17 protein-coding genes are annotated in these 18,119 nt (G+C 68.0%); 6 read left to right on the top strand and 11 right to left on the bottom strand.

Translation table 11 applies throughout. The annotated features are described in order from the left end of the window. From OG456_RS10090 to OG456_RS10125, 8 genes are all read right to left on the bottom strand, one after another. Positions 1–975, bottom strand: a complete 975-nt coding sequence (locus OG456_RS10090) for a serine/threonine protein kinase (RefSeq protein WP_266559371.1) — start codon at positions 973–975, stop codon at positions 1–3. Between the two features lie 220 nt (positions 976–1,195). Then, entirely contained in the window at positions 1,196–2,647 is a 1,452-nt protein-coding gene (locus OG456_RS10095) for a PQQ-binding-like beta-propeller repeat protein (RefSeq protein WP_266559372.1), read from the bottom strand. 195 nt (positions 2,648–2,842) lie between these two features. After that, positions 2,843–3,142, bottom strand: a complete 300-nt coding sequence (locus OG456_RS10100; RefSeq protein ID WP_266559374.1) for a WXG100 family type VII secretion target — start codon at positions 3,140–3,142, stop codon at positions 2,843–2,845. Positions 3,143–3,194: 52 nt separating this feature from the next. Continuing rightward, positions 3,195–3,533 carry a WXG100 family type VII secretion target gene (locus OG456_RS10105; RefSeq protein ID WP_266559376.1) on the bottom strand — a complete coding sequence of 113 codons (339 nt, stop codon included), beginning with the start codon at positions 3,531–3,533 and terminating at the stop codon, positions 3,195–3,197. Positions 3,534–3,646: 113 nt separating this feature from the next. Beyond that, positions 3,647–4,921, bottom strand: coding sequence for a S8 family serine peptidase (locus tag OG456_RS10110; RefSeq protein ID WP_266559378.1), 1,275 nt, complete (start codon positions 4,919–4,921; stop codon positions 3,647–3,649). 17 nt (positions 4,922–4,938) lie between these two features. Beyond that, entirely contained in the window at positions 4,939–6,678 is a 1,740-nt protein-coding gene (locus tag OG456_RS10115) for a hypothetical protein (RefSeq protein WP_266559380.1), read from the bottom strand. Further along, on the bottom strand, positions 6,678–7,148 hold the full coding sequence (locus OG456_RS10120; protein ID WP_266559382.1) for a hypothetical protein: 471 nt from the start codon (positions 7,146–7,148) through the stop codon (positions 6,678–6,680). Before OG456_RS10120 ends, OG456_RS10115 begins: the two co-directional genes overlap by 1 nt. A gap of 259 nt (positions 7,149–7,407) precedes the next feature. Continuing rightward, positions 7,408–7,758: a DUF4333 domain-containing protein gene (locus OG456_RS10125; protein WP_266559384.1), complete on the bottom strand. Its 351-nt coding sequence runs from the start codon at positions 7,756–7,758 to the stop codon at positions 7,408–7,410. Positions 7,759–8,018: 260 nt separating this feature from the next. Here OG456_RS10125 and OG456_RS10130 point away from each other — a divergent pair, with 260 nt between their 5' ends. From OG456_RS10130 to OG456_RS10145, 4 genes are all read left to right on the top strand, one after another. Beyond that, positions 8,019–8,735: a hypothetical protein gene (locus OG456_RS10130; protein ID WP_266559386.1), complete on the top strand. Its 717-nt coding sequence runs from the start codon at positions 8,019–8,021 to the stop codon at positions 8,733–8,735. A gap of 167 nt (positions 8,736–8,902) precedes the next feature. Next, positions 8,903–9,412: a hypothetical protein gene (locus OG456_RS10135; RefSeq protein ID WP_266559388.1), complete on the top strand. Its 510-nt coding sequence runs from the start codon at positions 8,903–8,905 to the stop codon at positions 9,410–9,412. After that, a complete protein-coding gene (locus OG456_RS10140) occupies positions 9,412–11,673 on the top strand; it encodes a hypothetical protein (protein ID WP_266559390.1) in 2,262 nt (753 codons plus the stop codon). The genes OG456_RS10135 and OG456_RS10140 overlap by 1 nt, the downstream gene beginning before the upstream one ends. A gap of 182 nt (positions 11,674–11,855) precedes the next feature. Continuing rightward, positions 11,856–12,254 carry a hypothetical protein gene (locus OG456_RS10145; RefSeq protein ID WP_266559392.1) on the top strand — a complete coding sequence of 133 codons (399 nt, stop codon included), beginning with the start codon at positions 11,856–11,858 and terminating at the stop codon, positions 12,252–12,254. 3 nt (positions 12,255–12,257) lie between these two features. On the opposite strand, the gene OG456_RS10150 is transcribed toward OG456_RS10145, so the two are convergent. The 3 genes from OG456_RS10150 to eccB are packed head-to-tail and all read right to left on the bottom strand — an operon-like array spanning position 12,258 to position 15,682. After that, positions 12,258–12,860, bottom strand: coding sequence for a hypothetical protein (locus OG456_RS10150; protein ID WP_266559394.1), 603 nt, complete (start codon positions 12,858–12,860; stop codon positions 12,258–12,260). Then, complete coding sequence (mycP, locus tag OG456_RS10155; protein ID WP_266559396.1) at positions 12,857–14,113, bottom strand: type VII secretion-associated serine protease mycosin; 1,257 nt, start codon at positions 14,111–14,113, stop codon at positions 12,857–12,859. Before mycP ends, OG456_RS10150 begins: the two co-directional genes overlap by 4 nt. 33 nt (positions 14,114–14,146) lie before the next feature. Continuing rightward, positions 14,147–15,682, bottom strand: a complete 1,536-nt coding sequence (eccB, locus tag OG456_RS10160) for a type VII secretion protein EccB (RefSeq protein ID WP_266559398.1) — start codon at positions 15,680–15,682, stop codon at positions 14,147–14,149. 179 nt (positions 15,683–15,861) lie between these two features. Between eccB and eccE the strand changes: the two genes are divergently transcribed. Both eccE and OG456_RS10170 read left to right on the top strand, forming a co-directional pair. Further along, complete coding sequence (gene eccE, locus OG456_RS10165) at positions 15,862–17,226, top strand: type VII secretion protein EccE (protein WP_266559400.1); 1,365 nt, start codon at positions 15,862–15,864, stop codon at positions 17,224–17,226. Further along, positions 17,226–18,044 carry a hypothetical protein gene (locus OG456_RS10170; RefSeq protein ID WP_266559402.1) on the top strand — a complete coding sequence of 273 codons (819 nt, stop codon included), beginning with the start codon at positions 17,226–17,228 and terminating at the stop codon, positions 18,042–18,044. Before eccE ends, OG456_RS10170 begins: the two co-directional genes overlap by 1 nt. The last annotated feature ends 75 nt before the right edge of the window (positions 18,045–18,119 follow it).

The following is an 18,119-nucleotide window of genomic DNA, read 5'->3' on the forward strand; positions in this document are numbered from 1 at the left end:
TCAGTCCTGGCGTTCCTGGCGGTGGGCGGATACGGGGATGGGCGGCGCCCACAGCGGGTTCTCCGGCGGCGCGATCTCGGCGGCGAGGACGGCGGCCGACTGGTGGGCGACGGCCGCGATGACGCGGGCGGGGAGCCAGCCGGGGGTGAGCAGGGCGGAGGCGCGGCTCACGGGCTGGAATCCCGTGGGCGCCGACGCTTCGTCGGGGGCGAACTCGTCCATCAGCTCTGCGAGTTGAGGGCGCGCCCCGGGGTCCCTGGAAAGGCACCGTCCGACGAGGGAGCGTACGGACAACGGCAGTTCATCCCGCTCGGGCGCCGTGTGTCCGGCGGCCGCGAACGCGAGCGTCGCGCCCAGTGCGTAGACGTCGCCCAGCGGCCTCGGCCTGCCGCCGGCCGCCTGCTCGGGCGGGAGGCTGCCGGGGTCGAGCCCGGGCAGCCCGGAGCGTGAGGTCCCGTCCGGGGCGGCGGCGCGTACCGCGCCGAAGCAGGTGAGGCGGGGCCCGTCGGGGGCGAGCAGCACGGCGGCCGGGGAGACACCGGCGTGGGTGAGGTTCTGCCCGTGCGCGACGACGAGTGTCTCGGCGAGGGCGGCACCGAGGGCGCGGACCGTGTGTTCGGGGAGGGGGCCGCCGTGGACGGCGAGGGCGGTGGGGAGCGGGAGAGCGGGCAGGTAGGGGCGGGCGTGCCAGGGGGAATCGCCGGGGGCGGCGAGCTCGGTGGCCGGGGAGGCCCAGGGCCCCAGGAGGTAGCGGGAGGCGTCGGCCTCGATCATGTAGCGCTGGGGGTCGGCGCCGGTGAGCGGCACGCTCACGAGCACGGTGCGGTCGCCGTCGGGGGTGCGGGCGATGTAGCGGTGCTCGGGGACGGGGGCGGCACGGGATGCCCGGCCGTCGAGCCGGGTGATGACCGTGTACGGACCGATACGCCGGGCCGCTCTGGCTCCGGCCCCGGATTCCGCGTCTGGCGTGGGCATGGTGGGGATTCCCTCTGGGGTGACGGGGGTTGAAGGACTAGCTGTTGCGGACCCGCAGCACGGCCGAAGAGTCCTCCGCGATTCTGATCCGAGCCAGGTCCAGAGGGCTCCAGCGGTCGGACCACGACAGCATCTGCCGCACGCGCCACTTCGATGGTGTCGCACAGGGACCAGGCGAACGGGGTGCTCTGGCCGCCCACCGAGCGGGAGAGGAATTCCCTCAGCTCGACGGACGTCGCACAGCAACGCTCTCGATACCCACGGCCCCCCACAGTCGCGCCGCTTTCCCGTCCTTACTCACCCCTTGTAGCTCCCTCGCCGCAAAGTAGATCCGCCCATTTTCGAAGACGATGTCGTCAAGCTTCGGATCCATGAAATTCGCCTCGGCCAGCACGTTGAAGTAGTAATACGGAGTGATGGCTCCTGTTTTCGGGTCGAGACTCACGACCGAAGAGGGTGCGAAGTTGTCCGTGCTCCGCTTGAACGCGAGAACTTGATCGCCGCTCATTCGGATCGGGTAGATCATCTGGTCCTGCCCCGACTCGAACTTGAGGTCCGTCCTCCCGGTGGCAAGGTCGAAAGAAACAATCCAGTTCGAGGTGTGATTGATTCCCTCGACGTGTTCACCGCTCGTAATGAAAGCCTGCTTGCGCCCGACCACTACGTGCGCACAGTCTTCGACAGAGCTCTCGTTAACGAGATCAGCGCTGCAATCGACCTCATAGTTGCCGCCCTCAAGGCGAATTGTCGCCCGGTGCTTCCCCTTGCCGTCCAGCGAGATCAGGTCGGTCAGGCCCGCATCACCTGCCGCGACAGCAACTACGGGCGGCTCGGACGACGCGAGATACACGAGGTTGACGCCATCGGCGACATCGTAAGTCCACTTGGACCTACCTGTCTGCGGATCGATCTTCTGCACTTGGTATCGGCTGTTCCCCCATTTTTCAGCCTCGTTCACGCAGTCGCGCCTGAGGAGAAGCCCCCGGCCTCCCGCAAACCCCCCGTCCCTGCATTTGGCAGTGCGCTTGTGAACCCAAAGTCGCTTTCCCTCTGCCATGTCATACGCGGCCGAACCCGCTCCCCATGCGGTTGCAACGACACCCCGCGCCAGGGTCACATTGGGGTCACTGAAACTGTGTCCGGATTTCGGCATGGGAACAGTCACCTGCCAGAGCTTCTCTCCCCTGTTCAGCGAAAAAAGCGCCAACCGGTCACAAGGCGCGTCCTCGCCTTTGCTGCTCCTGAAAAGGATTGCGGTGCGACCGTCCGTAGTCACGTGCCGCGTCGTGCCGCAGATCAGGCCGGGCAACCTGTAGTGCCAGGCCTCCTCATCCGTTCCGGCCTTGATTCCTTCAAGCGTGGAGTTCATCCCCTTGACGAGAACCTTGCTGGTCGCCCACGTACCCGGCATCGCGAGGTTCTTTCCGGGCGGCAAAGCGTCGATCAGGGAGGTTCCAAGATGCCCGGAGCGGTCCTTGGGAGGCTGCTCCACCGTCTCTCTGACCTCATCCGGTGCCTGCCGGGGAGCCGCTTGACCGCCCACCGCGTCGTCCTTGTCGTCACCGGGCAGCCCTCCCCACGTGAACCAGGCACCTGCACAGGCCACCACAGCCAACCCGGCGACTACGGAAACCCACACCTTCGTACGCCGCCGCCGGCGCTCAACGGCCACGCGTTGCGACTGGGTGAAGGGCGATGGCGGGGGCCCGAAGGTCACTGGTAAACATCCCTCTCAATGACAAGGCAGCATGAGGTGCTCCTCATCGGAAGTTAATTGCTGGCATTGGTCAGTACCGGTTCCGGCACAGCGATGGGGTGGGCGCCTCCCGCGCGCGCCCACCCCAATGCATCTATCGGCTGACGCCGATCACTCGAAGTAGCTCGCGGCCTTCTTGTCGCCGCCCATGTAGTCACCGCCGGCCTGGTGAACCTTGTGGCCGATCGACTCGAGCGCCGCGTGGATGCCCCGCGCTTCGCGGTCCCACTCCGCCTGCTTGCGGGCGTACGCCTCGTGGGCCTCGCCCTCCCAGAGGCCGGCCACATTGGCCACTGCCTGCTTGATCTCCGCGAGGTCCGCCTCAAGTCGCTTGGCCTGGGTGCCGAGTTCAGTGGCCGTCGCGTCCAGTCCGCCGTACTTGACTACGAGCTCGTCATGGTTCATTCCCATGATTGTTCCTCTCTTCGGTATTGGTCAGTTCGATGGGACGAGGAGACGTCGCTCAGTAGCTGTTCAGAGCCGAGTGCGAACCACCCAGGTCCACATCGATGCTCTGCACGGACGCGCGGACCTGGTCCTCGGTTTCGTTCTTGATGTGCCGGGTCTTGTTCATCGAGTCCATGAACCAGACCAGAAGGTTTCCGATCTTGACCATGCGCTCATTGATCTCGGTCTGCTTCGTGTCGAATGCGTGGGCACCAATACCCTTCCAGTGCCCCTCGAGGGAGTCGATGGTGCCCTGAAGTCGCCCGAGCTGCCCCTTGATCGACTCGAACTTCTCCGCCAGGTGCTTCTCGAGCTTGATCAGATCGCTGTCTGTAATCCGCTGGCCCTGTGCCATTACCGGACTTCCTTCCTCAATTGTTTCTGGAACTCACTGGGTTGCGACTCGCCAGGAAAAACTCAGAACCTGGCCTGGGCTCAGTGCGATGCGCTGAACCCGGAGAGCGATAGTCAGCCACTACGTCGCGACCGAAGCACCGCGAACGCCCCGCCCCCGATCACCACCACCGCGGCAGCAACTCCGAGGACAATCCACAACTGGTCATTGCTGTCCGAGGACTTCGCACTCGATCCTGCCGCCGAGGTCTCGCCACCTGAAGTGGATTTCGAGGGCTGTGACGAGGCTGGTACGGAAGCGGACGGGGTAGCGCCGCTGGTAGAAGCGGCGGTGGTCTTCTCGTTGGTGATCGGGTCGACGTTGCCCGCACCCGGGCTTCCCTCGCCGTGGAGCAGGTTGCGTGCCGGACGGATCAGTCCGTAACCGAGGTACCTGCTGGGCTTGTCCTTCGGCCAGTCACGCCCCGCCGTGTCGATCAGGACCCGCAGTACCTGGTTGGCGGTCCACGTGGGGTGCTTGGACCAGATGAGGGCAGCCGCGCCGGAAGTGATGGCGGACGCGAGACTGGTGCCCTTCGCCGTGCAGTACGACTTGAAATCGTTGTTGCACCACGCTGGGATGTCCAGACCGGGAGCGGCCAACTGCACGTAGTTGCCGCTCTCCGAGAACTTGCCGGCCTGGCCACTCCTGTCCACAGCCGATACGCCGACCACCCCTGGGTACTTCGCGGGATAGCCGATGTAGTTCCCCTCCTCGGCTTCGTTGCCGACCGCAGCGAAGAGGAGCTTGCCCTTGCTCTCGGCGTACTTGACGGCTTCCAGCCCTCCGTCGCTCGGGAAGTCGGATCCGAACGACATGTTGATGATCTGGGCATCACTGTCGGCGGCAGCTCGGATGGCCTTGGCCGTGGTGTCGCCCTTTTCCTTCGCCGACTCGTCCTTCATCGTCGACAGCCGCGTGCGAATCGGGATGATTTTGGCGTCGGGTGCCACACCCTTGATCCCACCCGCCGCCCCGCTACCCGCGACGAGCTCTGCGATCGTCGTGCCGTGACCGTCGTAGTCGTCCGTCGCGCCGCCTGCGCTACCGGTGACATCGACTCCCTGGAGTAGCTTGCCGCTCAAGGATTTTGACGCGGAGCTGACCCCTGAGTCGATGACGGCGACCGAGATGCCCTTGCCCGTGCTGACCTTCCACAGGTCCTTGGCGCCCATCGCGTCCAAGTACCACTGCTTCGACTGCACGTCGTCGGCAACCGCGCTCGGGGCCAGCCCGGCCGAGACGGCGGCAAGAGCACCGAGTGCCGCGGTTACGGTGGCGACTCGTCCCCTGGCACGCCCCGCGAACCGCGCCGTGCTTCCGCCGCGTCGGCTGGTCCCAGACTTCATACTTCGTACGTCCTCGCTCATGCTTGGTCGATCACCGGGGGCACGTCACGCCGCGGCTTGTCGGACAAATGCGTCTGCTCGTCCTCCACCAGGTAGTCGGGCCGCTGTGTGCCCTCCCCACCTTCCTGGCCGGGACTACCGTTGCCGGCAGGACTGCGTACGAGACCCGATCCGCCGCTGGTGAAGCCGCTCCTACCCGTTCGAGCCGCGGAGTTGCGGCTCGCGGGAGTGCCGGTCACGCCATTCGGGTTGGCCGCGGAGGGGCGCCCCATCGTCTGCCCCCCGCCGGTCGCGTTCGTGGCTCCGGGCGCGCCGATCACCCCACGCTGCCCGATCTTTCCGCTCGAGTTACGCGCCCCCGCGGCGCCCTCACCACCGATGACCGTGCCCCGTGGCACCCTGGGCCCGGCCTTGCCGGACGCCGTGCCGCCGGTGTTCGTCGGCCGGCCTCCTACAACGCCCTTCCCCTGGGCTGCTCCTGTGGTGCCGGGGCCGCCCGAACGTCCTGCCGGACCACCGGTCCGCGGCATTCCTCCGGTGACGCCGCGGCCCGTGGTTGTCGGCCTGCCCCCTGGCATGCCGCCCTTACTTCCGGCCTGGCCCGTCGCGGTGGCGCGCCCCATCGGGTTCGGGGTCCCCTGCCCCACGCCCCGACCGATTCCAGTTTTTCCCGTTCCGGTCGTACTGGGGCGCCCCTGTGCCGTGAGGCCTCGGCCCACGGGGCTTTTGGCCAGGGGATTGTTCCCATAACCGGTACTCGTGAACGGCGGAGGCGCTCCCACCACAGGCCCCGGAGGTCCCGTAGGGGACGGTGGCGTCACCGTGACCGGGTTCGCTGTGTGCGTCTGCGGAGGAAGCGTGCCGACGGTGTCGATCTCCGTACCGACAGTCCGGTCAGGAACGGTAATCGCATCATCGATCATCTTCGGAGGCACAGTGCTGTCATCGGTGCGTGCATGCGCTGTGACTGGCTGCTCGCGCCCCGCGGTCTCCACTTCCGACCTGTGCAGGGCGGCGGTCGGTTCGGTGACGCTGTGCTGCGGGGGCTGGGATCCAATTTCGGACCTGGGATTCGGCACACCCACGTTGGGCATCGCCTCGAACGTAGGCGGCGTCAGCCCCTGCAGTTCCTTGCCGGACACCGAGTAGAACGACGCCAACCGGTTCATCTGGTTGATCGCCTCTTGACGGTGGCCCTCGGTCTTGACCGCTGCCGCGTAGTCCTTGTTGCCGTCGACCCGTGCGACCACAGGGATATCGTCGACCGTTTTCGGGTCCAGCCGGGTGTCCCGGGGCGGCATCGAGCTCCGCACGGATGCGAGGCCGGTTGCGGCTGCGGTGATCTGCACCCCCGCCTGGTCCGCGTAGGTGGCGAGCGCCTCGGTGTGCTCGGCGAGCTTCAGGCCCCACTTCTGAAAGGCCCGGCCGGCCTCACCCTGAAAGTCGTCCTCGGCAGGCTTGAGATGCCCTCTGAGCTCGGCCGCGGCTGCGTTGATCGCATCGCTGGCCTTCCACAGCGCGTCACCGGCATTCTCGAGGTCGGCCGGCTTCGCGTCCGCGATGAGGTCGATCATGTCGTTGAGCTTGTGTCCTTCGAAGTCCGTGGGATCCCCGAACTGGAAGAACCGAACACGACTGAATCCGAAGGCGTCATGCATCAGTTCCGACATGCGCGACGTCACGTCGGTGGCTCCGACCTGAGCGTCCACCTGCTGCTGGTCGGTCAGAGGCTGCGGCTTCTTGTCGTCCCCAGCCATTACTGGAACCCCTTCGTGGACTTCTTCGCGTCGCTGCGCTCCGGGGCGGGCTCACCGGACTTCTTCTGCTCCGCCGCGTCGTGCTCCCGGTCGATCCTGACCTGGATCGCCCAGTAACGGCGCCTCTGGTCCTCTTCGAGGTTGTCGAAGCCGATCTCCGCGCCGTGCGCCGCGATGCCCATGGCCTCTATCTGCAGACTCAGCATCTTGGAGAGGTGGGTGATCTGCCTGTGTACCTGGTCGTACTGGGTGTGCAGGCCGTCGGCTTCGTGGAACTCGCCCACCCCGCTCAGCGCAGTCCGGGGAATCTGATGCCCGCCCACCTTGGCCGCGCTGCCGGCGGACCCCTCGAACTCCGCCAGCAGCTTGTCCACGCGCTGCTTGAACGTCTGGAGTACTCCCGCGCCGACCTTGAGGTCAGCTGCGGCCGCCGCCGAGACACCACCCATCGCCATGTCCGCAGGAAGCATGACGTGTCCCCTTCCCCGTTCCCCGTTCCCCGTAAGTCGATCAGCCCGCGCCCGGAGCGCGGTGGCGCGAGGGTCCCTCACCGCGCCTTTACCACTCTAGTCACGCCGTACAACGGAACCAACCGGCCTATGTGCTAGGTCAGTTACGAAATGTGCTCCTCGTACGGGGCTTACAGGTGCAAACTTCTCATCCCAGCCCCTCCCCCCTGCAGCGTCAGGCGCGTCGATGGGGCGGGCGGGGCCGCTCGGCCGGCCTGGGTCAGCTCGCGGGGGACGCGGCGTCGTCGGCCTTGATGTCGAAGTTGATGCTGTCGGCCTCGACTGAGGAAACCTTGACCGTCACGCCCAGCTTGCTGCCGTCGCTCGCCGTCAGCGTGCAGCGGCCGGTGTTGCCGACCTTTCCGACGAGGTCCTCCTGGCAGGTGACGTCCGGCTTCGGCCGGCCCGTCGTGGCGGCGAGCCTTTCGGCGACCGTGTCGGCCAGCTTGGCCTTTGACAGCTTCGGGTCGGACTTCCCCACGCTCACCGACCCCGAGCAACCGACGAGCAGCACTCCGGCAGCTACGGCCGACAGAGCCCACGTTGCGGCGGAGAGGCGGGGCTTGATCACGGGGGGATCCGTTCCGGTGGTCTGGTCCGAGAAGCTGGTCACAGAAAGCCGGAAGGCCTGGCCGCCCCCTCGGCGCGCCCAGCATATGGCGCACAGGTGACGCATACTTGGCGCATTTCTCCGAAATCCGGGCCAATCGGAGCGCTGCACGAATCCCCCTCCTCACCAGCAAACGATCTTCACGATTGCTATCGCAGATGGTGGTCGCGAGGCCTGCCTCGGTTCTCGGGTGCACACAGAGACCGCAATAATCGCGGCCCATGGAAATGCTGATTGAGATCTTGGTCAACGTCTTGCTGGCCGCGCTCATCGCGGGAGTCATCAAGTTCGCCTTCAAGTCGATCAGCCGCAGCGCCCGAGAGGACGAGCGGCTCCGGAGAGACTGGGCGGACTTCATCGAGGCCGCCCCCGCGCGCGACTGGACCTATGAGCGTCGTGCGCCCGGCCGCGCCACCGAGTACTGCGGCGTGGGCCCGATGCCGGGCAAGGGCTCGAACCTGACCGCGTGGCACTACACCACGGGGGAGTTCCGGGGTCGCTCCTTCAAGTGCTTCGAGTACCGCTACACGAATCCCCTGGACGCCACCACCGAGGGCGGAAACAGGAAGCTCACATACGAGTCGGTGTTTCTCGTCTCGGCGCCCGGCTCGGGGGCGTACCTGCATATCGGGCGGCCGGGCAAGTTCGACCGGATGCTCGGGCGGGGACCCAGGAAGCTGATCGACGTTCCGGAGTTCGACGAAAAGTTCCGAGTCGACAGGCGTGACGAGGATTTCGTCCGGAACATCCTGACCGACGACGTACGGGCCTTTCTGCTCTCGGATCCACGCGGCGAGAAGAACCCGCTCCGCGTACGCGACGACGAACTGTTCACCTGGTACACCGGCATCTTGACGCCGCGGAACATCGAGGACCGGTTGAACTACCTGTGCGACGTACTCGACCGGATTCCCGAGAATGCGTGGGCGTCCGCCTGAGTTGGCACGGGGGCCTCTGGTCCCGCAAAGTCCACAACATCTTCACGTCCGTGCGCGATTCGACGCCGGTCCGAGTGGCGGCTCCCTGCGGCCGAGTTGCTAACTTAACCGGACGGCTGCCGTCCATCGGCGCCGTCTGATGCGTACACGGGGGAAGGAGCTCACTCATGGCGTGGGACGAGTGGGAGCAACTGAAGACCGAGGCTGCGGGGCGTCAGTCGACGCACATGCAGCTGAATCGGCTTCCGGACGACGAGGGCGGCGGCAATGCCACCCCCTCCCAGTACGGAGACCTCGCGGTCGGGCACAGCGACCTCGAGAAGGTGGGTTCGGACGCCCACAAGCTGTACAGCCAGATGTGGGACAAGGCCCGGGTGGCCGTTCCGACCACTGACTCCGCTGCCACGGACCTCACGAAGCAGGGCTTCGCGCTGGGCGCGGGCCTGCAGACGGTCTCCAACCGGTGGGAGGAGCAGCTCAAGTCGCTCATGGACGCCACCGCGCAGATCTCCAACCACATGCACGTCACGAGGAAGCTCCACGCGGGTGACGACGGCTATATCGAGCGCCTGATGAGCAGCATCGACACGCTGGACGCCGGCTTCGACGAGCGCGTGGGCGAGCCCGGCAAGAAGAATTCAGTGTACGGCGCCCCGAAAGACAAGAAGGACGACTGATGCATTTCGAGGCGCTCCTCCACGCCAATTTCAAGCTCCTCGACGACGCCGTCGAGGACTGGTCCACGATGGTCAAGAATCTTGACGCGCTGGCGAAGGAAGCCCGTGACGGTATGAAGGCTTCCGCAGCCAAAGCCGTCTGGGCCGGCGCGAATGCCACCGTCTCGAAAGATTTCATCGGCAAGACGGTCGGCGAATTCGACGACGCCCACACCCAGGCGAAGTCGATCTACGAAATTGTCCGGGACACCGCGGGCGAACTCAGGACGTACCACGGCAATCTCAAGACGGCGATAGACAACGCGAGCAACCGGGACATCAGCGTCACGGCGTCCGGCGACGGCGGTTTCACCGTCCGCGCCAAGGACGACGCCAAGGACCCCAAGCCGACCGACGGTGACATCACCGGGGTACGCAACGAGATCCAGAAGATCATCGACGGAGCGAGCGAGAGCGACAACTCCGCCAACACCGTGCTGACGATGCTCGTCAACCAGACCACCATGGGCTTCTCCGACGCCGACTACGGGGACCGTGATTCCGCGGCCGCCGCCGTCAAGGAGGCCGACGAGCTGGCGAAGCTCGCCAAGAAGAACCCGAAGGACCTGACGGTCGAGGAGTTCGACCGACTCAACGCCGGGCTCAAGAAGTACGCCAACGACGAGCTCTTCTCCGAGCGGTTCGCCACGGACATCGGCCCGCAGAAGCTGCTGGAGTTCTGGACGGGGATCAACGACCCGGCGCGCGGCAACTGGAAGCTGGGGCACGAGCGGCTCGACCAGTTCGACGACCTGCAGAGCAGCCTCGGCCTGACGCTGGCCCGCGCGACGCAGAGCGACTCGACCGCGATGTACGAGTGGAAGCGCAACATGATCGACATCGGCGACAAGCCGCTGTACGGCGATCACGGCGGCCCGATGGGCTTCCAGGTCATGAGCAACCTCATGCGCACCGGCGACTACGACGACCGGTTCCTGGAGGACTACGGCACGAAGCTCATGGAGACCGAGCGCAAGCTCACGGGCGACGGCGAGCACCGCAACCTCGGGTGGCAGCACATGGGCATGGACCCGTGGCTGAACCGGATGGGCGACGACAGCGGTTCCGACCCGCTCACGGGCTACCTGAAGGGCCTGTCGAACAGCCCGGACGCCGCGACCTCGTTCTTCAACGAGGAGTACACGCCGAAGGACGGCGACAAGGCCGCGGCCAGCAACTTCAAGTACCTCTTCGAGGACCGCGAGTGGCCGCAGGAGACGAACTCCCATGGCGACGAGGACAACAGTGGCCGCAACAACCTCGCGCTCGCGCTCGAGGCCGGCACCACCGGCCACCCGGCGGGCGAGCTGCCCACGGCGGACACTCCCGCGCACACCCCCGAGCAGGCGTCGCTGATGCGTGACCTCGTCAACTCCATCTCGGAGGACCCGGGGCGCCTCAAGGACCACTCCTACATGTCGGACAGCATCGGGCAGATCGGGTCGGAGTACCTGCCCGACATCCACCGGGCCATGGCCGACGGACCGACGGTCGGCGCCGGCGACAAGTCCGGCTGGAACCTGCTGTACCCGAACGACGGCGCGGACGCGAAGCTCGACCACAGCGCCGTGTCGCGCTTCCTGGTCACCGCGAGCCAGAACCCGGAGGCGTACAGCGCGCTGAGCGTCGGCGAGAAGGCGTACACCACCAACCTGATGGACTACCACCTGAACCCGGATCTCCCCGAGGGCCAGCGTTACCCGCACGACGCCCAGGAGACGATCACGAGCCTGTCGCGCAAGTCCGGGGAGTTCAGCGGTCTGCTCGCCCAGGGGCGGCAGGAGGCGGTACTCGGCCCGGCCAACGCGAAGGACGGCGACTTCGACTACGCCGTCAGCCAGAAGAAGAACGTCATCTCGGGCATCGTCGGCACAGGCGTCGGCATCGGTACGAGCTTCATCGCCTCCCCCGTCGTCGGGGCGGCCGCGGGTGGCGCCGCCGGCACCGTGACATCGGTGGTGATGGAGGCGTTCTTCAAGGACGACTCAGGCCAGTACCGCGCGGAGGCCGGTCATGAGATCGCGGCCCGGTGGGAAACGATCAAGGACACCACCACGAACGTCAACTACGCGGCGGCCAGCGAAGCGGCCAAGGCCCACCACTCTCCGTACGCGGACAAGATCGACACCTGGGTGAGCGAAGGCACCGCGACGGGCTTCAACGACGCCGACACCGACATCCACGCGATGGCCAAGGACCTCGACACCGAGATCCCCGACTGATGATCCGTTCACCCGAGCCACTGGAAGACGACATGCAAGAACACGCGCACACCGGGTTTCGTCGGGCGCCTCTGACCCGACTCGTCGTGTGCGGTGCGGCCCTTTTGGTCGCTTCCGTGGCCGCGTGTTCAGCGGCCCCCGGGCGGGAGTACGCGACGCCCGGGGATCTGTGTGGGGCGAAGGTGTCCGCCAAGGCGCTTGAGCCTCTGCTGCCTCCGGGGAAGAAGATCTCGGCTCAGCCCACGTCAGCGGTCGGTACCAAGCGGTGCCGGCTGCTCGTCGACGGGAATGTCGTGTTCTCCGGGAGTGTGGAGAAGCGGGCGCCCGGGACGCCGGCGGGGGACGTGGCCGCGTCCGCCCTCGGTGTTGAGCCCACCGATGCCCATACCGGTGATGGGCGGTTCGTCTACTCGAAGACCGGGGCGGTCGGGCGGGTGGAGTGTGGGGGTTCCGCGCGGGCTGACAGTTCGTTGTGGGTGACGGTGCGGAGTACGCACCCGGCCACTGCCGCCGACACGCTCAAGGTCGTCAAGGAGTATGCCGACTCCGTTGGCAAGGGCGGGGATTGCGGCAAGCGCTGACGGTCAGCACTCGCCCTTCTTCGTCGTCACCGCCAGCCCGTACGCGCGCTCCGTGACCGTTCCCTCGTCCCCGTTGATGCCCGGTGGCGTGTAGTCGTCCTTCGGGCGTCGGGTGCGTTCGATATGGGTGCAGAAGGCCGCGTCCGCGCCGTCCGCCTGCACCGTGAAGTACGCGTCGGTGTCGGTGTTCGTAGCGGACGGGGAGGCGCCGACACCTGAATGCGGCGCGCCCCCGCCGCCGTAGCGGATCACCTTGTCCTCGATCAGCGACGCGTAGTCGTCGAAGTAGGCGGAGTCCGTGGTGAGTCCGTCGTCGCGGTACGTCCAGCCGTCCAGGTCGTCCGTGGCCTGGCGTACGGCGCTGGTCAGTTCGTCGTCGCTCCAGCCCGCGTCGGCGGAGACCCGCAGCAGGTTGAATCCCTCGAAGACCATGACGCCGGCCAGGACGAGGAAGATCACGCGGGCTACAGCGAAGGCCGCATCGGGGACCTCGGGTGCCGACGGGTTGAGGCTGTGGCGCCAGCCGCGTACACGGTCCGCCTTGACGCAGGCCATCAGCAAGAGCAGGGCTGCGATGCCGAAGCTGAGCCCGATCATCGAGCTCATGCCCCGCCCGACGCCCTCCGGCCCCGCCTCCGTGCGTCCCGTACCGCAACGGCCGCGCCGCCCAGTCCCGCCACGAGTACGGCGGCTCCGACGACCGTGTACGTGGCCAGGCGGGTGTCGCGCTGTTCCGCCGTCTCGCCGAAGTGGAGTTTCGCCGCCGTAGGAGCCTCCGCGCGGGTGATCCCCTCGTCGGGGGAGGGGGACTCGATCGGGTGATCCGGGTCCTCCGTGACCGCGCGGACGGGGTCGACGACGCCCCAGCCGACCAGGCGGTCGTGGCCGGAGGTCGAGCGTTCCGCGGTCTGTTCGATCTGGGCGACGACCTCGGCCGCCGTCCAGTCGGGGTGCTTCGCCTTGATCAGGGCCGCGACCCCGGCCACGTACGGGGCGGAGAAGCTGGTGCCGTTGTCCGAGCAGTGGCCGGCGCCCGGGACCGTGGAGACCATGTCCACGCCCGGCGCCGCCACGCCCACGAACTCTCCCGACTGGGAGAACGAGGCGCGTTCGTTGTTGCGGTCCGAGGCCGCGACCGCCAGGACGCCGCGGAACGACGCCGGGTACGTCGTCTGGACCTTGCCGTCCAGGCCGTCGTTGCCTGCCGAGGCGACGACCACGATCTTGGCGGCCAGGGCCGAGTTGACCGCGTTCTCCAGCACCGGAGCGGGCCTGACCGCGTTCGCGGTGTCCTGGGAGATGTTGATCACCTGGGCGCCGGCCGACTTCGCGTACTCGATGGACTTCGCGAGGGTCTCGGCCGTGCCGTGGCCCTCCGCGTCGTTCTGCTGGATCGGGATGATCGTGGCCTCGGGGGCCAGGCCGACGAAGCCGGTTTTCGAGGCCGGGCGGGCGGCGATGATGCCCGCGACGCGCGTGCCGTGGCCCACGGTGTCGGTGGTGCCGTTCTCGTTGCCGCGTTTGATCTTGTTGCCGTCGGCGTCCTTGAGGTTCGGGAGCATCTCGTTCTTGCCGAGCGACTTGTCGACGGCTCGCGTGAGCTGCGGGTTCTTGACGTCGACGCCCGTGTCGATGACGGCGACCTTGACTCCCTTGCCCTTGGTCTCGCTCCACAGGTCGTCCAGGAGGACGCGCTGCAGCGACCAGGGACGGCCCTCGTACTTCGGGTTCTTGGGACCGAACGTGCACTGTTCGCCGTCGGCCGCCGCGGGGGTCGCCGGAACGAGCGCGGTGGTGGTCACCGTCACGGCCAGCGCCCCGACGAGTGCCGCCCTACGGGTCCACGTCGCCGCGGACATCCCTGATGCGTACGCCATCGTGACCCCCCGGCCCTAGGAGCCCTGCGGCTGGCGGGCCGCCGTCGTGGACAGGCGCGGGCCCGTGGGCAGGAACTGCGACCAGGCGAGCGGGATCGGCGCCTGGTCCACGTTCTCGTAGCCGAGGCGGGTCACGGCCTGCCCGGCCGCTTCGCGCTGCGCCTTGCGCTCCTTGGGCGTGGTGCCGATGCCCGAGTCGTCGGCGCCGCTGTCGCTGTTGGACTGCATCGCGTACCGAAGGCCCGTGTCCGTGACGAGGAAGACGGGGCCGACCTTGGTCTCGGTGCCCGTGAACTGGCGGTAGAGCTGGCCCGATCCGGCGGTGACGTAGGCGCTGGAGGAGCCGACGGGTAGGGGGGCGGGGAAGTTCTTGCCGGCCCAGGTGCTGAGGGTGGTGCGGCCGTTGTCGCTGTTGACCTTGTTCAGGACGTTGCACACGGTGTTCCGGCTGCCGGCCGCGGTGGAGGCCTCGTTGACCGTCTTCGGCGTGTACGTCGGCCAGTTCGCGGGTCCGAAGCTCTGGCTGGCGACCACGGCGCCGGGGCTCACCTTGGTCGCTTCGCCGGCCTGCCCCAGACCCACCAGATCAGGGCTGCCCAGGAGCAGGTGCGCGGTGAAGTCACTGACAGGGGCGACCTTGCCCGGCAGGACGACGTAATACTGGTCCGGCGTCTTGAGGACCATGCCGACCCGGTTCGCGGAGTCGTCGAGCGTGCTGTTCGCGTTGGCGGAGTCACCGGGGTGGCCCTCCAGCGTCGGGAAGGTGATCGGCATGCCCTTGTGGAGGGTGTCGAGCCAGTCCCTGGAGACGCGCTGCGGCTCCTGGTTCCCGGCGGCGATGTCGAGGGCGGTCAGGAGTTTCTGCTGGTTTTCCTTCGTGGTCTGCTTGGCGATGCGGTAGGCCGTGCCGCTCGCGTCGACGACGTACTCCGTCTTGGCCGTGTCCGGACCGACGACGTACATCAGGTCACCGCCGCGCAGCTTGTCGCGGCCCTCGGTCTTCGCCAGGTCGCGCTTCGCGAGGACGAACGCCGCCTTCTGGATGGCTCGGCCGCCCGCGCCCGGACGCTCGCAGACTGCCCAGCGCTTGGCGGATCCGGCTTCGGAGGCCGCCGGGAGGCGGTCGGGGGCGTACGGGATGCCGATCGTGACGCCGTGCGGGATCTTGCCGCTGTCGAGCACGTCCTCGGACACCGTCACCGGGGGGTTGTCGCTCGGGTCCACTAGGAGCTTGGCAGACGCCATGTTGAGGACGGGGTGGAGCTGGACCTTGCCCTTGGTCTTCAGGACCACGTACCGCGTCGTCGACTTGCTCGCGACGATCACGTTCTTGTGGAGATCGTCCCAGTTGGGCGGCGCCGTCGGCTTGAACATCCCCCACGCCCCGAAGACCGCGAGGACGACGATGCCGACGATGACGCCCGGCAGCACCGCACGCAGCGGTTTCGGGGCCCCCTCCTCCGAACCGGAGGGTGAGGGCTGGAGGAAGGACGCGAGCGTACGACGCTTCGCGAAGGTGTAGGCGTTGAGTTCGTCCCGCCGTGATGCCATCTGTGACCGCTTCTCCCCGTGCAGCACTCGGGGGTACCTGCGTCCCCCGCCCTCCGTTGTCAGACCCGGCCCCTACTATGCCTGTTGCGTGGTTGTGCGTGTGGGACGGGTAGGGTGCTGGGGCCTTCAAAGACCCTGTGCGTCAGGGATTTTCGGGAGAGTTCGGGGGATTTGGAGTGATGGCTTCCGCAACGCGGACCCGGTCGCGGTCGCAATCCCGGTCGCGGCGGCGGGATGCCGGGCCGGGGCCTGGAGACGGTGCACCGGCGGCCCGGTCCGGAGGTCCTGCCGGCGCTCCGGCGGCGCCCGCCGTTCCGGTCTCGCCTCATCTGAAGTCGCGTTCCGGACGGGCCGGGTCGTTCCGGCTCCAGCAGATGGTGATGATCGAGGTCGCCGCCGCGCTGGTCGTCGGCGCCGCGGTCGTCGACAAGTTGGCAATGGTGCCCGCGGGCGTAGTCGCCGTGATCCTCGTCCTGTTCGCCCTCGTACGCCGCAGGGGACGGTCGCTGCCGGAGTGGCTCGGCACCGTCCTGGCGCTGCGCGCGCGCAAGCGCCGTGCGGCGAGCACACCGGTCCCGCCCGGCACGGAGCCGGGCCTCGCTCCCGCCGTCGAGTGCGACCCCTCGCTGCGGACGTACAGCTACAGCCGCGGCGACGACCGCGACCAGCGGCCCATCGGCATGGTCGGCGACGGCGGCTTCCTGACCGCCGTGCTGCAGGTCGAATCGGACGCCACCGCCCTGCGGGCCGAGCGCTCCCGACGGCCGCTGCCGATAGGGATCGTGCGGGACGCCCTCGATGTCGACGGCATCCAGCTCGAATCGGCGCAGATCGTGCTGCACACGCAGCCCGCGCCCGCGCTGCACCTGCCGCAGCAGTCGGTGGCGGTGAGCAACTACGCGCCGCTGCAGGCCCAGACCGGCTCCCCCGCCGTCCGCATCACATGGATCGCCCTGAAGCTCGACCCTGAGCTGTGCCCGGAGGCCGTGGCCGCGCGCGGTGGCGGCACCGCGGGAGCGCAGAAGTGCGTGGCCCGCGCGGCCCAGCATCTGGCGAGCCGGCTGACCGGCGCGGGCTTCCGCGCCAGCGTGCTGACGGAGGAGGAGCTCACGGCCGCCGTCGCCACGTCGGCGTGCGCCAACCCCATGGTGACGGCGCAGGCCGGGCGGAGCGAGCTGCCGCAGCGCAGGACCGAGGAGTCCGGCCGCAGCTGGCGCTGCGACAACCGCAGACACACCACGTACTGGGTGCGGCGCTGGCCGCAACTCGGCGGATCCGGGCCCGCCCTGCACCAGTTGGTCGCACTCTTGACCACGGTGCCCGCGCTGGCCACGACGTTCAGCCTGACGCTGGCCCGCGGTGACCAGCGGGACATCCAGCTCTGCGGGCACATGCGGATCACGGGACGCAGCGAGAGCGAGCTGACCACGGCCCGGCGGTCCCTGGAGACCGCCGCCCGGCAGGCCAAGACGGGCCTCGTCCGGCTCGACCGCGAACAACTGCCCGGAGTTCTCGCCACGTTGCCCCTCGGAGGTGCGCGCTGATGGCCATGACGTCATCTCCCCCGGCCGGGGCAGGATCCTGGGACGGAAACTCGTGGAACGGCAATGGGAACGGAAACGGCCATGCGGGCGCGGCTCCCGCGCCCGCCGCCGGTGACCGGCCCCGTACCGGGTTCGGACTCTTCGGGCCGCGGCACCAGCGCCACACCCTCTCCGTAGAGCAGTTGGACTCGCTCGCGCTGCCCATCGGGGACGACGGTGTCGTCGTCGGCGTCGATGCCGACGGCCAGCCCGCCGTGCTCGGGGTGAACCGGCCGACGCCCTACGACATGGTGCTCATCGGCGGCCTGTGGACGGCTCAGGTGCTCGCGCTGCGGGCCGCTGCGACGGGCGCGCGGGTCGCGGTGGAGACCGGGCGGGCACAGGCCTGGGCGCAGTTGGTACAGGCGGTCGGTGGCGGCCAGTCCGGGATGACGGTGCACGACGTCGGGCGGGTGCCGCCGCAGGGCGCGTCCGCCGGTGGCCCGGTGCTCGTGGTGCGGGACTGCGGGATGCGGCCGCCACGCGGGCGGGTGGCCTCCGCGCCGTGGCAGTCCGTTCTGACGCTGCTGCCCTATCTGAGCCCGGTGGCGCCCCGGTTGATGCGCCAGGCGCGGCTCGTCGGCGTCCAGCGGGTTTCGCCGGACGAGGCGGCGGAGATCGGCCGTGTCATCGGACTGCCGCGCGGCGAGTGGGAGTCCCTGCCGACGCTCGCGGACGGCGTCACCCTGTGGTGCACCGACCGCGACCGGCAGTACGTGATGACCCGGGCGACGGACGCCGAGACCGGATTGTTGGGTAACGCACGCCGGATGGACTGAGACCGGCCTTGAGTCCGCCGCGGAGCGTTCCAGCGATCGAACTCGGTCCTCTTTGCGGCTTATTCGGGCAGTTTG

The sequence above is a fragment of the Streptomyces sp. NBC_01446 genome, assembly GCF_026340095.1.
Lineage (GTDB): Bacteria > Actinomycetota > Actinomycetes > Streptomycetales > Streptomycetaceae > Streptomyces > Streptomyces aureus.

What these genes read in the sequence shown, in the direction of transcription:
- OG456_RS10090 (WP_266559371.1), bottom strand. Translation starts at nt 975, where the DNA reads ATGCCCACGCCAGACGCGGAATCCGGGGCCGGAGCCAGAGCGGCCCGG.
- OG456_RS10100 (WP_266559374.1), bottom strand. Translation starts at nt 3,142, where the DNA reads ATGGGAATGAACCATGACGAGCTCGTAGTCAAGTACGGCGGACTGGAC.
- OG456_RS10105 (WP_266559376.1), bottom strand. Translation starts at nt 3,533, where the DNA reads ATGGCACAGGGCCAGCGGATTACAGACAGCGATCTGATCAAGCTCGAG.
- OG456_RS10110 (WP_266559378.1), bottom strand. Translation starts at nt 4,921, where the DNA reads ATGAAGTCTGGGACCAGCCGACGCGGCGGAAGCACGGCGCGGTTCGCG.
- OG456_RS10115 (WP_266559380.1), bottom strand. Translation starts at nt 6,678, where the DNA reads ATGGCTGGGGACGACAAGAAGCCGCAGCCTCTGACCGACCAGCAGCAG.
- OG456_RS10120 (WP_266559382.1), bottom strand. Translation starts at nt 7,148, where the DNA reads ATGCTTCCTGCGGACATGGCGATGGGTGGTGTCTCGGCGGCGGCCGCA.
- OG456_RS10130 (WP_266559386.1), top strand. Translation starts at nt 8,019, where the DNA reads ATGGAAATGCTGATTGAGATCTTGGTCAACGTCTTGCTGGCCGCGCTC.
- OG456_RS10135 (WP_266559388.1), top strand. Translation starts at nt 8,903, where the DNA reads ATGGCGTGGGACGAGTGGGAGCAACTGAAGACCGAGGCTGCGGGGCGT.
- OG456_RS10140 (WP_266559390.1), top strand. Translation starts at nt 9,412, where the DNA reads ATGCATTTCGAGGCGCTCCTCCACGCCAATTTCAAGCTCCTCGACGAC.
- OG456_RS10150 (WP_266559394.1), bottom strand. Translation starts at nt 12,860, where the DNA reads ATGAGCTCGATGATCGGGCTCAGCTTCGGCATCGCAGCCCTGCTCTTG.
- mycP (WP_266559396.1), bottom strand. Translation starts at nt 14,113, where the DNA reads ATGTCCGCGGCGACGTGGACCCGTAGGGCGGCACTCGTCGGGGCGCTG.
- eccB (WP_266559398.1), bottom strand. Translation starts at nt 15,682, where the DNA reads ATGGCATCACGGCGGGACGAACTCAACGCCTACACCTTCGCGAAGCGT.
- eccE (WP_266559400.1), top strand. Translation starts at nt 15,862, where the DNA reads ATGGCTTCCGCAACGCGGACCCGGTCGCGGTCGCAATCCCGGTCGCGG.
- OG456_RS10170 (WP_266559402.1), top strand. Translation starts at nt 17,226, where the DNA reads ATGGCCATGACGTCATCTCCCCCGGCCGGGGCAGGATCCTGGGACGGA.